Annotated in this window: 15 protein-coding genes; 11 read left to right on the top strand and 4 right to left on the bottom strand. The window is 68.1% G+C overall.

From position 1 onward, the window contains the following. Window positions 1-170: 170 nt before the first annotated feature. From ACYZGB_RS19985 to ACYZGB_RS19950, 8 genes are all read left to right on the top strand, one after another. Window positions 171-1,097, top strand: a complete 927-nt coding sequence (locus ACYZGB_RS19985) for an IPTL-CTERM sorting domain-containing protein (RefSeq protein WP_462390597.1) — start codon at window positions 171-173, stop codon at window positions 1,095-1,097. Window positions 1,098-1,283: 186 nt separating this feature from the next. Beyond that, entirely contained in the window at window positions 1,284-2,078 is a 795-nt protein-coding gene (locus tag ACYZGB_RS19980) for a DUF3667 domain-containing protein (RefSeq protein WP_462390596.1), read from the top strand. A 75-nt stretch (window positions 2,079-2,153) separates the two neighbouring features. After that, a complete protein-coding gene (locus ACYZGB_RS19975) occupies window positions 2,154-3,419 on the top strand; it encodes a helix-turn-helix transcriptional regulator (protein ID WP_462390595.1) in 1,266 nt (421 codons plus the stop codon). Between the two features lie 73 nt (window positions 3,420-3,492). Then, window positions 3,493-5,232: a TPM domain-containing protein gene (locus tag ACYZGB_RS19970; protein ID WP_462390594.1), complete on the top strand. Its 1,740-nt coding sequence runs from the start codon at window positions 3,493-3,495 to the stop codon at window positions 5,230-5,232. A 16-nt stretch (window positions 5,233-5,248) separates the two neighbouring features. Further along, on the top strand, window positions 5,249-5,569 hold the full coding sequence (locus tag ACYZGB_RS19965; RefSeq protein ID WP_462390593.1) for a hypothetical protein: 321 nt from the start codon (window positions 5,249-5,251) through the stop codon (window positions 5,567-5,569). A 70-nt stretch (window positions 5,570-5,639) separates the two neighbouring features. After that, window positions 5,640-6,110 carry a lysozyme inhibitor LprI family protein gene (locus ACYZGB_RS19960; protein WP_462390592.1) on the top strand — a complete coding sequence of 157 codons (471 nt, stop codon included), beginning with the start codon at window positions 5,640-5,642 and terminating at the stop codon, window positions 6,108-6,110. Continuing rightward, the gene (locus tag ACYZGB_RS19955) at window positions 6,107-6,547 is read left to right on the top strand and encodes a hypothetical protein (protein WP_462390591.1); all 441 of its coding nucleotides are present in this window, start codon (window positions 6,107-6,109) and stop codon (window positions 6,545-6,547) included. The genes ACYZGB_RS19960 and ACYZGB_RS19955 overlap by 4 nt, the downstream gene beginning before the upstream one ends. A gap of 56 nt (window positions 6,548-6,603) precedes the next feature. Beyond that, window positions 6,604-8,301 carry a DUF4832 domain-containing protein gene (locus ACYZGB_RS19950; protein WP_462390590.1) on the top strand — a complete coding sequence of 566 codons (1,698 nt, stop codon included), beginning with the start codon at window positions 6,604-6,606 and terminating at the stop codon, window positions 8,299-8,301. A gap of 71 nt (window positions 8,302-8,372) precedes the next feature. On the opposite strand, the gene rsmD is transcribed toward ACYZGB_RS19950, so the two are convergent. From rsmD to ACYZGB_RS19935, 3 genes are read right to left on the bottom strand one after another with little or no spacing between them, the layout of a single operon-like run. Beyond that, a complete protein-coding gene (gene rsmD, locus ACYZGB_RS19945) occupies window positions 8,373-9,059 on the bottom strand; it encodes a 16S rRNA (guanine(966)-N(2))-methyltransferase RsmD (RefSeq protein ID WP_462390589.1) in 687 nt (228 codons plus the stop codon). Next, window positions 9,056-10,405: a M16 family metallopeptidase gene (locus ACYZGB_RS19940; RefSeq protein ID WP_462390588.1), complete on the bottom strand. Its 1,350-nt coding sequence runs from the start codon at window positions 10,403-10,405 to the stop codon at window positions 9,056-9,058. Before ACYZGB_RS19940 ends, rsmD begins: the two co-directional genes overlap by 4 nt. Window positions 10,406-10,427: 22 nt before the next feature. Then, on the bottom strand, window positions 10,428-11,885 hold the full coding sequence (locus ACYZGB_RS19935) for a M16 family metallopeptidase (protein WP_462390587.1): 1,458 nt from the start codon (window positions 11,883-11,885) through the stop codon (window positions 10,428-10,430). A 28-nt stretch (window positions 11,886-11,913) separates the two neighbouring features. Between ACYZGB_RS19935 and ftsY the strand changes: the two genes are divergently transcribed. From ftsY to ACYZGB_RS19920, 3 genes are all read left to right on the top strand, one after another. Beyond that, window positions 11,914-13,326, top strand: coding sequence for a signal recognition particle-docking protein FtsY (gene ftsY / locus ACYZGB_RS19930; protein WP_462390586.1), 1,413 nt, complete (start codon window positions 11,914-11,916; stop codon window positions 13,324-13,326). A gap of 141 nt (window positions 13,327-13,467) precedes the next feature. Beyond that, window positions 13,468-16,116: an EAL domain-containing protein gene (locus ACYZGB_RS19925; RefSeq protein ID WP_462390585.1), complete on the top strand. Its 2,649-nt coding sequence runs from the start codon at window positions 13,468-13,470 to the stop codon at window positions 16,114-16,116. Between the two features lie 103 nt (window positions 16,117-16,219). Continuing rightward, window positions 16,220-17,293, top strand: coding sequence for a hypothetical protein (locus ACYZGB_RS19920; RefSeq protein ID WP_462390584.1), 1,074 nt, complete (start codon window positions 16,220-16,222; stop codon window positions 17,291-17,293). A gap of 72 nt (window positions 17,294-17,365) precedes the next feature. Here ACYZGB_RS19920 and cutA read toward each other — a convergent pair whose 3' ends face one another. Next, window positions 17,366-17,713, bottom strand: a complete 348-nt coding sequence (gene cutA / locus ACYZGB_RS19915; RefSeq protein WP_462390583.1) for a divalent-cation tolerance protein CutA — start codon at window positions 17,711-17,713, stop codon at window positions 17,366-17,368. Between the last annotated feature and the right edge of the window lie 966 nt (window positions 17,714-18,679).

Below are 18,679 nucleotides of genomic sequence, written 5' to 3'. Positions count from 1 at the left end.
GTGAACGACGTGTTGCGTCCAGGCACAGACAGCGCTTTTCCTCCTTCAGGCAGAGGATGTGCGGCACCCCTCTGCCGCCCTAAATTTCCGCCATCGCACCTGCACCAGCCCCACGGTGCCGGGACTCACCAGCGATATCCATCGCTACTTTCCAACGTTCACCCATTCACATGAAACTGCCTTGTTCCCGCCTTCTGCTGCGCATTGCGCTGGCATCCGCAACACTCGCCACCACCGCAGCCCAGGCCGCCGTGCCTGCACCCCAGCGGCAATACCTGCTGGACTTTTACGTCGCCACCAACGGCGCAGGCTGGACGACCAGCACCAACTGGAACGGAGCTCCCGGCACAGAATGCACCTGGCACGGCATTGTTTGCGATGCAGGGCAAAACACCGTGATCCGGCTGAATCTGCCCGGCAACAACCTGGTGGGCACGGTTCCGGATTGGTCAGCACTGCCAGACCTGCAACTGATCGGCCTGGCCACCAACACGCTCTCCGGCACGATGCCCGCCATCTCCAGCCTCTCTGCGCTCGTCACCTTTGATGTGTCGGCCAACCAACTGAATGGTGCTCTGCCTTCTCCCGCCAACCTTGCCCTGCTGAATGCCTATTACGCCTTCAACAACCAGTTCACCGGGTCCATTCCCGCACTTACCGGCCTGCCCGCTCTGCGGGACTTTCGGGTTCACCAGAACCAGCTCACCGGCACCATTCCCGCGCTGGGAGGTGTGCCCAACCTGGAAACACTCTCGTTCCGGGACAACAGCCTCACAGGCAGCATTCCCGCACTCCCGCCAACCCTCCTCCAACTGGTCGCCCGCAACAACCAGCTGACGGGAGCAGTGCCCGCACCGCCCGCCACGCTGACAGCTGGGAATACCTCGCTATGCCCCAACAACCTCACCCCTTCGGCCAGTGCGGCCTGGGACACCGCCACCGGCAGCACCCCCTGGCATGCCGCCTGCGCTGCGGTGCCCCCCGCTGCCGGCGGCGCCACCTCCATCCCCACACTCAGCGAATGGGGCTTGATCCTGATGTCTCTGGCAGCCGCTGCATGGGGCATGGCGACATTGCGCCGCAGGAACCCTATGTAGCCTTTCTCGGCCTTCACCCATTACCCACAAGCGCTAAAGCTATACAAAACATAGCAACCTCAGGATCCACTCACCTCTGGAACAGCACCCGAGGCTTCCACGCCACATCGTTCATCTGAACGATGGCACAGACGGGCTCGCGGCCTACCATCCGCAGCCCGTTTTGCTGCACGGTATGCCCCGCCTGTGACCTCTGCACCCACCACCCCCGCCCCGATCCACGACGCCCTGTTCGACACCTCGGCCTGCCTCAACTGCGGCGCGCCGCTCACGGGGCCGTTTTGCGCGCACTGCGGGCAGAAGAAGGCGGCGCGCATGGGCACCCGCATGGTGCGTAAGGAGGCCTGGGAGCGGTTCCGGTGGTTTGAGTGGAGCGCCATCCGCAACGCGCTGCGGGTGCTGCCGCAGCCCGGCACCATGGCGCGCGAATACGTGCTGGGGCAGCGCAAGGACCACCCGCACCCGCTCACGCTGCTGTTCCTGTCCATCGGCTTTTTGCTGATCGTGCTGGGCCACACCGACTACCTGCGCCCCACGCTGCCCAGCGAGGCGGCGCAGCGCATGTATGCGCTGGTCACCGGGTATTCGAAGTGGTCGTTTTCGCTGGGCGCGGTGGCTGCGCTGGCCAGCACCTGGCTGGTGTTCCGGCGGCGCGGCTACAACCTGGCCGAGCTGCTGACGCTGGCGTTGTACTGCCAGGCAGTGTTCATTGCGCTGCAGATGGTGAACCAGCTGCCGCTGGTGCTGGTGCACTCACCAGAGCTGCTCAAGTGGCACAAGCAGTGGTCGCCCTGGTACATGACGGCGCTGCAGACGCTGATGTTCATGCTGGCGCTGCGGCAGTTCTTTGTGCTGGATCTGCGCCGCGACGCGGGCTGGCTGCTGCTGGCCGGGGCGCTGTTTGCCGGGCTCAAGTGGCAGGCGACGCAGCTGTATGCCCGGGGCGTGGTGGAGCTGGTGCTCTGGCAGATGGGCGGCTGAGCCACCCGGCGCCCGCTGAAAAATGTGAACCAGTTCACGATTGTGTGTCGGAGTGCCACCACATCCTTCACCTGAATGATGTTGCCCTGGCGGCAACGCACCTACGATCCGCCGCAGTTCAACCAAATCAGCGAAAAGGAGGCCGCCTTGGCCGGTCAGGAGTGGGATACGCAACGCATGGGGCAACACCCGGGCATCCCTGGTTTTGAGGCCTTGATGGCCGAAAGCCTGGAGTCCCTGGGCGAGCCCGGCATGGTGGAGCGCCTGCTGCGCCGCCTGGGCGAGGCGCTGGGCAGCCACAAGGTGGTGCTGTTCTGCCCCCTGCCCGGCTCGGACGACCCGCTGGCTGCCTACCAGTGGGGCATGCCCGACGATTTTCTGGCGCGCTACGCCCAGCTCATCCAGGGCTGCGACGCCTGGAGCGAGGCGCTGGAGCGCCAGCAAGGGCAGGCGCTGGCGCGCGGCGGCTCGCTGAGCCAGCAGCTGGTCACCACCCCGGCGCTGCGCCGGGGCGCGTTTTATGCCGACTACCTCAAGCCCCTGGGCATCGACGCCATGGTCAACAGCATCGTCGAGGCCTCGCCCGAGGTCGGCATGCATGTGCTGGCGATGTACAACGACCTGGGCCAGAGCGAGTTCACGCCCGAGCAGTTTGTCCGCCTGCGCGCCGCCACGCCCTGGGTGCGCAGCCTCATGCGCGCCCAGCGCCGCCTGCAGCAGGCCCAGCGTCACACCAGCGCGCTGGAGCGCACGCTGGACCAGCTGCCCCTGGGCGTGATGCATGTGAACCGACGGGGTGAGCTGCGCTACCTGAACGAACACGCCCGTGCATGGCTGGGCATTGAAGACGCCTGCCGCATCCTGCTGCGCGGCGCCACAGGCTGGCAGGCACGCCAGCCGCTGCAGCTGGCGCAGATCCACCCCGCGCTGGTGCCGCTGCTGGGCACCAGCCTGCGCACGCAGACACCCGTCTCTGCCCGCCTGCAGCCCCAGCACCCCGGTGCCCCTGCCACGCTGGTGGCCCTGGCCGCGCCCCTGCGCGGCGGTACGGCCCCCGCCACCGGCGAGGCGCTGGCCCAGTTCATCCTGGTGCCCGAGACGCCCCCGCATGCGGGCGCCACCGTGTCGGTGTGCAGCGCGCTCTACGGCCTCACCCCCGCCGAAGCGGCCCTGCTGCCCCTGCTGCTGCAAGGCATGACACCGCGCGAAATGGCCGACAACCGCCAAGTGAAGATGCCCACTGTGCGATCACAGCTGGCCAGCCTGTACGCCAAGACCGGAACCCGGGGCCAAGCAGAGCTGGCGCAGCGCGTTCTGCGCGTGGCGGCCTTGGTGGCTTGACGTTCGTTTTTCTGTTTTTTGTCTCTGCTCATTTTTTGCGCGGCGCAAAGCGCTGCATGAAAGGCCCCTGTCCATGACCTTGTCTCGCCACTCCCTGCCCCAGCTTCGCCAACTGCGCCCGGTCGCCCTGGCCTGCTTCGCCCTCGTCGGCCTCGCTGTCGGCGGCCTGGCCATGGCCCAGAAGACCGCTGCCGTGGCCAAGCCCAGCAAGGCGCAGCTGGTGGCCGACCTGGCCGCCACGCTGCAGGCCTGCTCGTACGACGGCAGCCCGCTGGCGTTTTCGCCGCCCGACCTGTCCAAGGGCGGCGGCACCGGCAAGCAGGTGGTGGCCGAGATCATGAAATACACCGGCCTGCCCGCCAACTTTGTGGTGGTGGAGGGCAAGGTGCCCAACGCGGCCGCCGTGATCATGCAGGGGCCCGACCAGGTGCCGCGCCGCGTGATTGCCTACAACCCGGCCTTCATGGGCCAGGTGATCGAGGCCACCAAGTCCAACAACTGGGCGCCCGTGAGCATCATGGCGCACGAGATCGGGCACCACCTCTCGGGCCACACCATCGTGCCCGGCGGCAGCCAGCCGCCCATCGAGCTGGAGTCCGACAAATTCAGCGGCTTTGTGCTCTACAAGATGGGCGCGCCGCTGGCCGACGCCCAGCGCGCCATTGCCACGCTGATCCCCGAGAAGGACGGCGAAACCCACCCCGGCCGCCGAAAGCGACTGGCCGCCATCGAGGCGGGCTGGAAGGAAGCCTGCGAGCTGCAGGGCGGCGGGCCGCAGTGCTCTGGCGGGCTGCCGGTGCGCACGGCAGCGGCATCGCCTGCGGCGGCGGCACCCACAGCCCCATCCCCCGCCCCGGCACCCACCACCCCGGTGGCCAAGGCGCCTGTTGCCACCCCATCGCCCGCGCCCGTGGCCGCACCACCCGCCAAGGCCCCGGCCCTGGCGGCAGCGCCTGCGGCCGAAACCCTGCCCAAGGCCGATGTGGCCGCCATCCCGTCCAAGGGCACGCAGTTCACCTACGACGAGTTCGGCATCCTGGACCCGGCCATCCGCGCGCAGTTTGAAAAGCAGATGTACGAGCATGCGCAAAAGACGGGCGTGGAGATCGTCACCCTGCTGGTGAAAGACCTGGGCGGCAAGAGCGCCGAGGACTATGCCCACGCCATGATGCGCCAGCTGCGCGTGGGCAAGCTCGACGTGGGCAACGGCGCCGTGCTAGTGGTGGCGCCCGAGCAGAACCAGGCAGCTGCCGTGCTGGGCGCGGGCGTGGCGCTGGAGATGCGCGGCCACGACAAGGCCGAGCAGCTCAAGCGCTGGACCAGCATGGCCTGGCCGCTGTGCAAGAAGAAGAACGCCTGCGGCAACTGGACAGAGAACCTGATGCTCGCAGCCGACCACATCCGCCGCGACACCCGCCACGCCGACTGGACCATTGCCTACAACACGCTGGGCGACCTGCAAAAGGCTGACGCGGCGGAAAGCGGCAAGTCCGTCAAACCGCAGGACAGCAAGACCTGGCAAAAGATCACCCGCCTGTCGGGCACCGTGGAAAACCTGAACCCGCCCACGGGCGTCAAGAGCGCGTACGTGACCGAGTCCAAGTTGAAGGACGGCAAGAAGGCCGTGCTGATGCGCAGCGCCGAGGGCCTGACCACCATGCTTTACGTCGATCCGCGCACCGAGGCGATGATGCCCGGCGGCAAGCTGGTGCAGGGCAAGACCTACACCGTCATCGCACGCTCGGACTTCCTGTCGTGGAACCCTAAAGACACGCAGTCGCTGGACGTGCTGAGCTACGCCGTCACGGAGTAAGGCGCAGGCCCACCGCATGTCAGCCACGACCTTCACCATGCTCCTGGCGGGCGCTGCCAACCTGCTGCCCGCGCTGTTCTTCATGTTCACCGCACTGCTGGGCAGCAACGGCATGAACCCCGCGCAGGGCGGAAAGCTGCTGGGCACCCTGGCCGTGCTGCTGGTGCTGGGCTGGCTCGCCGCGCTGTGGCTGGCCCGCCACCTCGCCCACTGGGGCCAGGCGCGCGGCTGGTCCACCGTGGCCAGCGTGGCGGCCGCCAGCGGCGGTGCGGTGGCCGCCTTCACCGTGCTCGCGCTGCTGTCCACCTTGGTGGCGCTGCTGTGGGTGGGGGCATGAGCGGGCTGCACCGCATCTGAAAGACCCAAAAAATCACGCCAGCCAAAAAGACACAGAGGGACACACCACCATGCACCACCGCCTCCTCCCCCCCTGGCACCGCACCGCCCTCGCGCTGCTCGCCGCGTTCACGCTGCTGGCCGCAGGCACGCAGGCCGTACACGCCGCCGAACATTTCTGCGGCCAGCGCACCGCCCACCCCATCGACAAGGCCCTGGGCGCCGCCTCCGAGCGCAGCGGCGGCGTGACAGTGGACCTGATCGACGCCCAGAACGCCGCCTACGCCGCGTGGGACAAGGAACTCAACCGCATCTACGCCCAGGTGCTGAAGGCCGCAGGCCCTGGCCGGCGCGACACCCTGCGCGTGGCGCAGCGCGCCTGGCTGGCGTTTGACACCGCCCAGGGCCAGTGGGACAGCGCCGTGTTTGCCGACCAGGGCAGCTCGGCCGCGCTGAACATTGGCGGCGCGGCGCTGGAGCGCCGACGCGCCCGCGTGTGCAAGCTGAGTGAAGACCTGGACAGCCTGAAGGATTCGCAATGATGCGCCGCACCTGGCTGCAGCGCCTGCCCCTGTGGGCGGCCGTGTTGGCGCCACTGCTGCGCCCCACTGGAGCCCACGCGCAGGGCAGCGCCCAGGTGTGGCTGCGCATCCGCAACAGCAGCCAGGAGGCGTTCACCCATGTCTGGCAAGGCCTGCCGCAGCAGGGCACGGATGTGGACCTGGGCCCGCTGCTGCCGGGCGACACCAGCCGCTGGCACGCGCTGCCCGCCACGCTGGCGCACTACCGCAAGACCCGCATCCAGATCGGCCAGCGCCAGTTCACCCACGTGACCGACACCTCCTTCCCCGGTGGCCGCGCCACGCTGGCGCCAGGCCACTACACCTTCACCTACACGCTGGAAGGTGGCGCGCTGCGCCTGACCGTGGTGGCGGAGCCCAGCGCCTCCGGCCCCGACCGATCACATCAAAAACAATAGCAACAAGCGCTTACCAGACGCGCAAAAAGGCCGAATTTCACTCAAGAAAGCCGCCCATGAACCCTCTCAGCACCCTGCACCCGGCCCGCATGGCGCGGCTCTCGGCCCTGGCGGCCGCCCTGCTGGCGTCGGCCTGCGGCGGCAGCGACACGAACACGGCCGAGGCGCCTGCGCCCACACCGGGCAACGCCACCACGCCTGCACCCGCGCCGCAGCCGGGCAACCCGCCGGTGGCGCCTTCGCCGACATCGCCTTCGGCACCTGCACCCTTTCCAACGCCTGCGCCATCACCGTCGCCAACGCCCGCACCCAGCCCTGCGCCCGCGCCCGCCAGCCCGGGCTGGACGGTGGTCTCGGTCAACACCACGCTCGCGCCCCTGCCCATCGCCAGCGACCTCACGCCCAACCCCGGTCGGGGCTACCACCGCTGGCGCGCCAACCCGGCCGCCGTGCCGCTGGGCGATTCGGCCCCGCCGCTGGCCGCTTTCCAGCGCTACCGCTGGAACGAGCTGGAGGGCGCCACGCCGGGCCAGTACACCCTCAGCAGCCTGGTGGCCGCACGCGATGCGGCGCGGGCGGCGGGGCAGCAGTTTGCGTTCCGCCTCCAGGCCATGCGCGGCTATGGCACCGAGACGCTGGATGTGCCCACCTACCTCTATGGCGCAGGCACGGCGCGCCCCGAGTGCACCGCCCCCAACCCGGCCTGCGTGTGGGCAGCCCCCATGCCCGCCACCGTGCCTCCCACCCCGCCCACGCTGGTGCCCAACTGGAACCACCCCTACGTGCTGGCCCGCATGCAGGCGCTGCTGCAGGCGGTAGCGGCCGCGCTGGGCGACACCTCGGACCTGGCCTGGATCGACGTGGGCCTGTATGGGCAGTACGGCGAATGGGCGCAAAGCAGCACCAACGCGGTCTACACCCCGGCCGTGCAGGCGCAGGGCATTGAAGCAGCCACCAACGCCACCAAGCGCAGCATCGCGCAGATGCACTTCGACGTGTTCCCGCATGCGCAGCACGCGATGTTCATCCCCTACTCCAACCTCGATGCGCTGCAGTACGGGCTCTTCCAGCAGACCACCACCACGCTGCCCGTGGGCCTGCGCTGGGACTGCCTGGCCCAGGCGGGCTACATGAACCAGTGGACCAACCGCCCGGCCGACTGGGCGCTGATTGCAGACCGCTGGAAAACCGCGCCCTGGGTGGCCGAGTTCTGCCCCTTTGGCCCCGGCGGCGCGCAAACCAACGCCGCCACCGCGCTGCAGCAGGTGCGCGACTTCCATGTGTCCACCGTGGGCAATGGCAACCTGAACGCGCCCTGGACCAGCTTCTCGGCCAGCGAACAGGCTGACCTGGCCGCCGTGGGGCGCGAGGCGGGTTACCGCTTTGCGCTGGGGCCGGTCAGCGTCACCGCCCTGTCGGCCACCACGGTGCAGCTGCAGCTGCGGGTGGACAACACCGGCAACGCGCCGCTGTATGCGCCCTGGCAGCTGCAGGCCCAGCTGCGCAATGCCTCAGGCCAGGTGGTGGACCAGCAGGTGCTGTTGAGCGCGGCCCAGGCGCGCGGCGTGCTGCCGGGCCAACCCGCCCAGATCAGCACCACATGGACCCCGCCCAGCCTGCCCGCGGGCGACTACACCGTGCACCTGGCCTGGGTGCGCCAGCCCGCGCTCGCGGCGCTGCCGCAGACGCTGCGCTGGAACATGGCGGGCATTGAAGCCGACGGCAGCGCGCGGCTGGTGACGCTGAGAAGGTAGCGGGAGGACGGCCGTCGAGCCGCCCTGCCTCAGCCGCCCTGCCTCAGCCGCCCTGCCTCAGCCGTGCTGCGTCAGCCGCGCTTGAGCAGGTGCGCATGCACCGCCCCCGCCTTGAGGTGCCGGTACAGCACCAGGCCACTCGGGGCCAGTTCTTCGTCGGTCCAGGCGCGGGGGGCTTCGAGGTAGATAAAACCCTCTGAGGCCACGGCTTTGGCGGCGGCCTGCAGGGCGGGGGCAAACAGGTCGCCGTCAAACGGCGGGTCGAGCAGCACCAGGTCCACACTGGCGGGCGCGGCCTGCTTCAGCGCGGCCACGCCGTCGCCGCGCTGCACGCGCACGGCGCTGGCCTGCAGCTTGGCCTGCAGCACCTGCAGCTGGGCCACCAGCGCGGCATCACTTTCCACCAGCTGCACCGACGCAGCGCCGCGCGATGCGGCTTCGAGCCCCAGCGCGCCCGTGCCCGCAAAGGCGTCCAGGCAGCGCCAGCCACTCAGGTCCTGGCCCAGCCAGTTGAACAGCGTTTCGCGCACGCGGTCGGGCGTGGGGCGCAGGCCGGGGCGCTGGGCCACGGGCAGGCGGGTGCGCTTCCACTGCCCGCCGATGATGCGGATTTCGCCCGCGCCCTTGGGGCCAACAGCGGCGGCAGCGGGTTTGTCTTTGGCGCCTTTTTTGGGGGCCACGGGGGCCGCAGCGGCTGCGGCCTGGGCCTTGCGGATTTCAGCGGTGATGGCGCTGCCGCGCAGGGTCGATCGGCTCATGGCTGCTTACCTCCCACCACCACGGTGACCATGCGCTCGGGCTGCAGCTTTTTGGCCATGGCGGTGCGCACATCGGCCACCGTCAGGGCTTCGACCTTCTTTGTCCACTGGTCCAGGTAGTCGAGCGGCAGGTCGTTCCAGGCGATGTTGGCCACGTTGCCCAGCAGCTTTTTGTTGCTGTCGATGCGCAGCGCAAAGCCGCCGATGAGGTTGTCCTTGGCGGCGCGCAGCTCGGCCTCGGTGGGGCCTTCGGCCACAAAACGGGCGATCACGTCGCGCGAGACCTGCACGGCCTGCGCCGCCTGGTCAGGCCGCGTCTGCAGGCCCACGGTGAAGGCGCCCGCGTGCAGGCCAGAGGCGAAGTAGCTGTAGACGCTGTACGAGAGCCCGCGTTTTTCGCGCACCTCGTTGGTCAGGCGCGAGACAAAACCGCCGCCGCCCAGGATGTGGTTGCCCACCAACAGCGGCACAAAGTCCGGGTCGCGGCGCTGAAAGCCGGGCTGGCCGATCAGCACATGGGCCTGGGCCGAGGTGAAGGGGATGTTCTGCTCGGCCGGGGCCGTGAGCGCAGCGATCTCGCCCACAGGCGGCAGCGGCGCGCAGCCCGTGCTGGCGGGCAGACGCGACAGCAGCGTGGCGACCAGCGTTTGCGCCTGGGCACGCGTCACGGCACCCACGATGCTGACCTTGGCGCGGCAGGCGGCGATGTGCTGGCTGTGGAAGGCCTGCATGTCGGCCACGCTGATGCGGGCCAGGGTCTGCTCGGTGGTGCGCACGCCATAGGGGTGGCTGCCGTAGACCGCCGTGCCGAACGCGTGGGCAGCCACGGTGGAGGGGCGGGTGAGTGATTCCTTGATGCTGGCGCTCCAGCGCGCGCGGTCGCGCGGCCACAGGTCGGCGGGCCAGCTGGGCTCGCCGATCTGGCGCGCAGCCAGGCGGGCGGCCTGGTCGAGCAGGGGTGGATCGGTGAGCGAGCGCAGCGTGTAGTGCAGCGCGTCGTTGTCGGCCGCCGCCTCGAAGTTGGCGCCCAGGTCGGCCCAGGCTTCGCCCAGGCCGTTTTCGTCCAGCGCGGGGGCACTGCCCTGCACCTTGACGCCCTTGCTGGCCATCATGGCCACAGCACTGGCCAGGCCCGACTGGCCCGCCGGGTCGCGGCGCGTGCCAGCGTCAAAGTCGATCTGCACGTCCACCATGGGGATGACGGGGCTTTCGACCAGGTACACCTTGGCGCCGTTCCCCTCCGTCCAGTGCTGGATGGGCAGCAGCGCCCAGGCAGAATGTGAATAAAAAACGGCTCCTGCGCCCGCTAGTAAAGCGCGAACAGCTATCTTTTTAATAGTAATCATGGATGGACTGCGCAAATCGGGTTCAGTGGCGGGCCGCACCGGGCGCGGGCTGCGCGCGGGGGCGGGGGGCGTCGAGCGGCTGGGGCAGCAGCGTGGCCACGGTGAGCTGGTCGTCACCAAAATATTTGGCGGCCACAGCCTGCACCTGGGCGGGTGTCACGGTGCGCAGCAGCGCCAGCAGGCGCTCGTTGGCGTCCAGCGGGAAGCCCTGCACCCAGTTGCCGCCCAGCTCCTGCGCCTGGCTCATCACCGAGTCGCGCTCGTACACGGTGGAGGCAATCCACTGCGTTTTCACGCGGGTCAGCTCGGCCTCGCTCACGCCATCACGGGCCACGCGGGCCACCTCGGCGCGCAGCGCGTCTTCGACCTGCTGGGCGGTCTTGCCTGCGGCAGGCACACCGCTGAGCATGAACAGGCTGGGGCCGCGCCCCGTCACCATCGCGCTGCTGCTGGCGCTGTCGGCCACGCGGTTGTCGCCCTGGGTCAGGGCACGGTCCAGCCGCGCGCCGTCGTAGCCGTTGAACACGGCCGACAACACCATGAGCGCAAGCGCATCGCGGTCGGCATCGGTGAGGTTGTCCACCCGGCGCAGGTTGGGCGCACGGAAGGCCAGCGCCACATAGGCCTGCTCGGCCGGGGCCTTGACGGCAATGCGGCGCAGGCCCTTCTGCTCGGGCTCCATGCGTGGCTTGCGCGCGGGCAGCGCGTGGGTGGGCAGGCTGCCGTAGTACTTCTCGGCCAGCGCACGCACCTGGGCCACGTCCACGTCGCCCGCCACCACCACGGCGGCGTTGGTGGGCGTGTACCACTGGCGGTAGAAGGCGCGCACGTCGTCGGGCGTCATGGCGTCCAGGTCGCTCATCCAGCCCACGATGGGGCGGCGGTAGGGCGCGGCGATGAAGGTGGTGGCGAACAGCTGCTCGGCCAGCATGGCGCGGGGCTGGTCTTCGGTGCGCAGGCGGCGCTCTTCCTTCACGACCTCGATCTCTTTCTTGAACTCGTCATCCGGCCACTGGTTGTTGGCAAACCGGTCGGATTCGAGCTTCATCACGTCTTCGAGCCGGTTGGACGGAATCTGCTGGTAGTAGCCCGTGTAGTCGCGGCTGGTGAAGGCGTTTTCGCGCCCCCCCAGGGCCGCCACGCGGCGCGAGAACTCGCCCGGCTGCAGCGTCTTGGTGCCCTTGAAGAGCATGTGCTCCAGCACATGGGCCACGCCGGTCACGCCGTCCACCTCGTCCATGGAGCCGACCCGCAGCCAGACCATGTGCACCGCCGTGGGGGCGCGCCGGTCGGGCTGCACGATGAGCTGCATGCCGTTTTTCAGTGTGAACTGCTGCGCACCTGACGCCGTGGCTGGGGCTGTCGCGGGTGCCACGGCAGGCGCTGCAGCGGGGGTGGTAGGCACCGGTGGCGTTGCCGCAAAGGCAGCCCCGCACGAGAGGCAGGCCATGAGGCCCAGGAGGTTGAAAGCGCGTTTCATAGAATGGAGTGATTCTAAGAACCCTCCAATGTTCAGTTTCTTCAAGAAAAAACCAGCCCCCACCCCGGCCGACGCACCCGCCCCCGCCGAGGTGCCCGCCCCGGCCTCGCCGGTAGACGCCCAGGCGCCCGCTGCCCCCGCACCTGCCCCCACGCCCGCACCCGCAGCGCCCCCGCTGACCGCCCCGCCCCCTGCCGCACAGCCTGCCCCGCCGGTGGCCGCGCCCGCACCTTCGGGCTTTGGCTGGCTGCGCAACCCCTTTGCGGCCAAAACGCCGGAGGCCGAGGCCCCGCCGCCTGTGGCACCTGCCACTGCACCGGTGGTGACACCCGTTCCGGCGCCTGCTCAGGCACCCGTTGCAGAGCCCGTTGCAGTGCCTGTGGCGGCGCCCACTGCCGCCCCAGCCATCGCCCCGATGGCCCCGGCTGCGCCAGCCCCTGCGCCCACCGCGCCCCCGGCCCCCCTGCCCCCTGTTGCACCAGCTATCGCCCCCGTGCCACCGCCTGCAGCCCCCATGCCCGCACCGGCCCCTCTGGCGGCCGAACGCAAGGGCTGGCTCGACCGCCTCAAAGCCGGGCTGCGCAAGACCGGCAGCAGCATTGCCACCGTGTTCACCGGCACGCAGATCGACGATGCGCTGTATGAGGAACTGGAAGAGGCCCTGCTCATGGCCGACACCGGCGTCAAGGCCACGGCCCACCTGCTGGCCGACCTCAAGCGCCGCGTGAAGGAGGCCAAGGCCACCGACCCCGCCGCCGTCAAGGGCCTGCTGGCCGATGCGCTGGCCGACCTGCTGCGCCCGCTTGAAAAAGCCCTGGTGATTGGCGAGCACACCCCCACCGTGATCATGGTGGCGGGCGTGAACGGCGCGGGCAAGACCACGTCGATTGGCAAGCTCACCAAACACCTGGCAGACGAAGGCGCTGCCGTGCTGCTGGCCGCCGCCGACACCTTCCGCGCCGCCGCGCGCGAGCAGCTGGGCGTGTGGGCCGACCGCAACACGGTCGAGATCGTGAGCCAGGAAGGTGGCGACCCCGCCGCCGTGAGTTTTGACGCCGTGACCGCAGGCAAGGCACGTGGCAAGGACGTGGTGCTGGTGGACACCGCCGGGCGCCTGCCCACACAGCTGCACCTGATGGAAGAGCTGAAAAAGATCCGCCGCGTGGTGACCAAGGCGGACGCCACCGCCCCGCACGAGGTGCTGCTGGTGATCGATGGCAACACTGGCCAGAACGCGCTGGCCCAGGTGCGGGCGTTTGACGATGCGCTGCAGCTCACCGGCCTCATCGTGACCAAGCTCGACGGCACCGCCAAGGGCGGCGTGCTGGCCGCGATTGCGCAGGAGCGCCCCATCCCCGTGTATTTCATCGGCGTGGGCGAAAAACTCGAAGACCTGGAAACCTTCAGCGCCCGCGAGTTTGCGCAGGCTTTGCTGGCCTGAACCCGCCTTCAACCGCACCCCAGCGGGTGGCCCTGCGGGCCTGGTTTGACATCAAATGGCCCCATCTGGGGCCATTTTCACGTTTACGGATCGCAACAATTCGCCCATGATGGGTCTTCCCCGGAAAAAGCACGGAGGCCCATGTTCATTGAGCTGGTCAAAGGCGTTGCCTTGCTGTTGGCGCTGTGTTTTCTGCACGGCTTCAACATCCGCCTGTGGCGCCACCGCCCGCTGGTGGGCCAGGCTTTTTCGGGGCTGATCTTTGGCGGCATCTGCGTGGTAGGCATGCTCACCCCGGTGGTGCTGATGCCCGGCGTGATCTTTGATGCGCGCTCGGTCGTGCTCAGCATGGCGGGGCTGTTTGGCGGGCCGCTGGTGGCCTGCATCGCAGCGGCCATGGCGGCCACGGGGCGCCTGTGGTTGGGTGGCGCAGGGGCCGAGGTGGGCCTGATGGTGATTGCACTGTGCACCGTGATGGGCTTGGTCTATCGCGAGGGGCGTGCGCGCGCGCGGCTTGGGGTGCGACCGGTGCCGCTGGCGCTGTTCGGGCTGCTGCTGCACACCGCCGTGCTTGCAGTTTTTCAACTGCTACCCGCCGAAGTGGCCCAGCGCGTCAACCAGACCCTGGCCCTGCCCTTTTTACTCACCTTCACCCCCGCCACCGTGGTCCTGGGCCTGCTGCTGCGCGATGTAGAAGAGCGCATGGCCACCGAACATGCACTGGCGGGCACGGCCGCGCGCCTGCACGCCATCGCCCAGGCCATCCCCGACGTACTGCTGGTGCTGGACGCACAGGGGCGCTATGTGGAAGTGCTCTCGCCCGACGACACGGCGCTGGCTGCCAGCGCGCCTGCGCTCATCGGCAAACGCCTGCACGAGGTGCTGCCCGCAGAGCAGGCCGATGGTTTCATGGCGCTGATCCGCGACACCCTGCAATCGGGCCAGACCCACACCATCGAGTACGAGATGCAGACGCAGGCGGGACGGCGCGAGTTCGAGGGACGCGCGCAGCCCCTGGGCGTGAAGGTGGGCGGCCAGGCCGCCGTGGTGTTCCTGGCCCGCGACATCACCAAACGCAAGCAAGCCGAAAGTGCGCTGCGCGAGTCGGAACTGCGGTTTCGCTCGCTGTTGCGCAACATCCCTTCCATCTCGGTGCAGGGCTACCTGGAAGACGGCACCACCAGCTACTGGAACAAGGCCTCCGAGCACCTCTACGGCTACACCGCCGAAGATGCACTGGGCGCCAACCTGCTGGACCTCATCATCCCGCCCCCCATGCGCGAGGCTGTGCGCAGCCATGTGGCGCACATGTTCAAGACAGGCGAGGTCATCCCGGCGGGCGAGCTGCAGCTGCAGCGCAAGGACGGCTCGCCGGTGGATGTGTTCTCCAGCCACGCCTACATCCAGGTGCCCGGCCACCCGCCGGAGATGTTCTGCATCGACATTGATATCTCGGGCCGCAAGGCCGCCGAAGATGAAGCGCGCTACCTGGCGTTCTACGACGCGCTCACCCAGCTGCCCAACCGCCGCCTGCTGGTGGACCGGCTGCAGCAGGTGCTGGTCAACGGCGCGCGCTCGGGCATGACCACGGCCGTGCTGTTTGTGGACCTGGACAACTTCAAGACCCTGAACGACACCCGGGGCCACGAGGTGGGCGACCTGCTGCTCAAGGAAGTGGCCCAGCGCCTGCGCGGCTGCGTGCGCGAGCAGGACACCGTGGCCCGCCTGGGCGGCGACGAGTTTGTGGTGGTGCTGCAGAACCTGAGCAGCGACGCCACCGAGGCCGCCGCCCAGACCCGCACCCTGGGCGAGTTGATCCTGGCCCAGCTGCGCCAGCCGTATGACCTGGCCGGGCATGAGCACCATTTTTCGGCCAGCATCGGCGCCACCTTGCTGCGCCACCACCGCGACTCGGTGGACGAAGTGCTCAAGCAGGCCGACATGGCCATGTACCGCGCCAAGGACGCGGGGCGCAACACCCTGCGCTTTTTTGACCCCGACATGCAGCAGGCTGTGAACCGCCGAGCTCTGCTGGAGACCGAGCTGCACAACGGCCTGCGGCAGGCGCAGTTCCTGCTGCTCTACCAGCCGCAGGTGGACAGCCAGGGCCACATCATCGGCGCCGAGGCCCTGGTGCGCTGGCGCCACCCTGTGCACGGCATGGTCTCGCCCGCCGAGTTCATCCCGCTGGCCGAAGAATCCGGCCTGATCCTGCCGCTGGGCCACTGGGTCATGGAAACCGCCCTGCGCCAGCAGGCCCGCTGGCGGCAAGAGCCGCACTTCGCCCAACTCAGCCTGGCCATCAACGTGAGTGCCCGCCAGTTCCTGCAGGAAGATTTTGTGGCCCAGGTGCTGGCACTGCTGCAGAGCACGGGAGCCAACCCTGCGCAGATCAAGCTGGAGCTGACCGAAAGCCTGCTGCTGGACAACGTGGACAACGTCATCGCCACCATGCAAGCCCTCAAGGCCCATGGCCTGGGTTTTTCGCTGGACGACTTTGGCACCGGCTACTCGTCGCTCAGCTACCTCAAGCGCCTGCCGCTCGACCAGATCAAGATCGACCAGGGTTTCGTGCGCGACGTGCTGCTGGACCCGAGCGACGCCGCCATCGCGCGCTCCATCATCGGGCTGGCCGGCAGCCTGGGCCTGGACGTGATCGCCGAGGGCGTGGAAACCACCGAGCACCACCAGTTTCTGCTCTCGCACGGCTGCCGGGCGTTCCAGGGCTACCTGTTCGGCCGCCCGCTGGCTCTGGAGGACTTCGAGCGCCAGGTGCTGCAGGCTGCATAGCCCCCCGGTCTTCGCGCGTCCCACAGCCCTGCCCCCACCAGGGTCAATCAAGTTCTTGCGCCCACTGGCCGATATCTCCTTGTGGCAACCGCGGAGGTGTCCCATGAAGATCGAATCATCCGCCCTGCAGATGCAGGCCCAGCACGCAGCAACGCGCGTGCACACCCAAAGCAGCCGCTTTGAAGCCTGGGTGGGCGACCGCCGCCCCGCCAACGCCCCCAGCCCCGCCCGAGCGACCCCGGCTGTCCAGATCTCCAGCGCCGCCCGCCTGGCCGAGGCCGCGCAGGCCACCACCACGGCCACCGAGGCCACTGAGGCCCCCCGTGAAACCGACGCCGACGAAGGCCTGACGCCCCAGCTCGCCCTGATGCGCGACCTCATCGCACTCATGACCGGCGTGCGGGTGCGCGTTTACACCGGCCCAGAAGCATCGGCCGAAGCCCCCAACCCACCCAGGCGCCCAGCGCAAGCCCAGGCAGACTCCGCCCCCGGGCGCCAGCGCGCTGGCTTTGGCCTGGTCTATGAACAGCGCGAGGTCATCGAAGAAACCGAACGCACCCAGTTCAGCGCCCAGGGCGTGGTGCGCACCGCCGACGGGCGCGAGATCCGCTTCACCCTGCAGCTGGACATGCAGCGCAGCTACCGCCAGGAATCCTCGTTCAGCCTGCGCCTGGGCGACGCCACGGCCTTCGACCCGCTGGTGATCAACTTCGACGGCACTGCCGCCCAGCTGCAAGACCAGCGCTTTGCCTTCGACCTGAACGGCGACGGCGAAACCGAAAACGTGCCCCTGCTGGCAGGCAACCGGGGCTACCTGGCGCTGGACACCAACCAGAACGCACTCATCGACAACGGCCTGGAACTCTTCGGCCCCGGCACCGGCAACGGCTTTGCCGAGCTGGCCCGGCACGACAGCGACGGCAACGGCTGGATCGACGAAGCCGACCCCGTCTACCAACAACTGCGCGTGTGGACCCCCAGCGCCGATGGCGCCGGCCGCCTGCAAACCCTGGCCGAACTCGGCGTAGGCGCCGTGCAGACCGCCGCATCGGCAGCCACCCCGTTTGCCCTGCGCACCGCCGACAACACCCCCCTGGGCGCCGTGCGCTCCACAAGCGTGTACCTGCGCGAGGACGGAGGGGTGGGGACAGTGCAGCAGATTGATTTGAGTGTGTAAATCAACCGAGGAGTTAGAGGGCCCACACCGACGGCCCGGGGCCCGAACAACCGGTTGATGCCCAACCCCTCTTCAGGGCGGCCCTGCGGCGTGGGTAACTTGCGCGTCCACCCATTCGGCATACTCCGCCGAACCCTGCAACGCCTGCACCACCAGTTGCGGTAGCACATAAGGATGGTGCGCCCTCACGATGGCCAGCAAGGGATGAAGGGCCCGGGGTGCGGTTTTGCACACCAGCCGAAATTCACGATCCTCCTGCAACGCACCCTGCCAGCGGAAATAGGCCGTGATCGGCTCCACCTGCACACAGGCAGCCAGCCGGGCCCGCAAAACCAGCTGCGCCAGCTGCTGCGCTTCCGTCTCGGTGGCCACGGTGGTGGTGACAACTGTGATGTCGCAAAGGGTGGTCGGCTCGGTCATGCACGTCTCCCGAAGGCGTTGGGCGGAGCAGTCTGCCATGGCGGAAGGTGCAATGCCAGCGCCGCAACCAACCACACCCAAAGCGTGAAAAGACAGTTCCGTTTGTCGCAACAATCGAAAAAACCTGGAGCAACGGTGCGCGGAACCCTGGGCTTTTTGCTTGCTCAGATACAAGGAAAACTTCTGAAGCTTGATGACCTCATCGATAAAACCCTTTTTGAATCAACGATTTACACGACAATCCGGTGTTTTCGCTCCTGTTGTCGATATGCGCTGAGTGTTGTACTGCCGAATTCGAGAAATCAACGACTTGGAACAACACCAAGGGCCTACCTTTGTACTTTTTATTCCTTCAGTGTTGTACTTTCCCGGGCGTTTCTCACTGAGTCTTGTATTTTTTCCAGTCGGGCCGTTCGGTACGCAGTCAGCTCGGGATCTTTCTACTCAGCGCCGCGCCTAAACGCTTGACGCGAAGGGCAGCGATTTGGCCATGCGGCGGCTTCAGGCTGTCTGCAGTCGGTCACGGTGCGCCGGCGAATGTCAGCGGGCGCCGATACCTGACTTTGGCCGATCGCCCTGCCGGCAGTCAGCTGTACCTCGGAACCTGACCTCCGTTGGCGGCAGGACCCGCAGGAGGGTCAGGACCTCGGGGATGGCCAGCCAACGACTGCTCCCGCCGGCGACGACCTGGTCCTTTCGACCTAACAGGCTGTTGAATTTCAACGCCTTCGAGTGAAAGCACTACCTTCCGATCAGCGCCCGCGGCAGATGACTTGTTTGGTTGGCACTTGAAGCAGCCTTGCAGGGCGAGCAATCGCTCGCCAAGGCTGTCTGTTGCGCTGTTGATTTCCACGCAGAAGTGACCCACTAACCCCCAGGACTTCCATCCAAACCTGACCCACGTACTAACCCTAATCTGCTGCTTTGTTGAGCAGCAGGAGACCAGGAGTGATAGACGTGGCAACA

The organism is Acidovorax sp. Q11, from assembly GCF_054950075.1.
The sequence above is the reverse complement of the archived record's forward strand: the minus strand, read 5'-3'. Positions and strand labels throughout refer to the sequence as shown.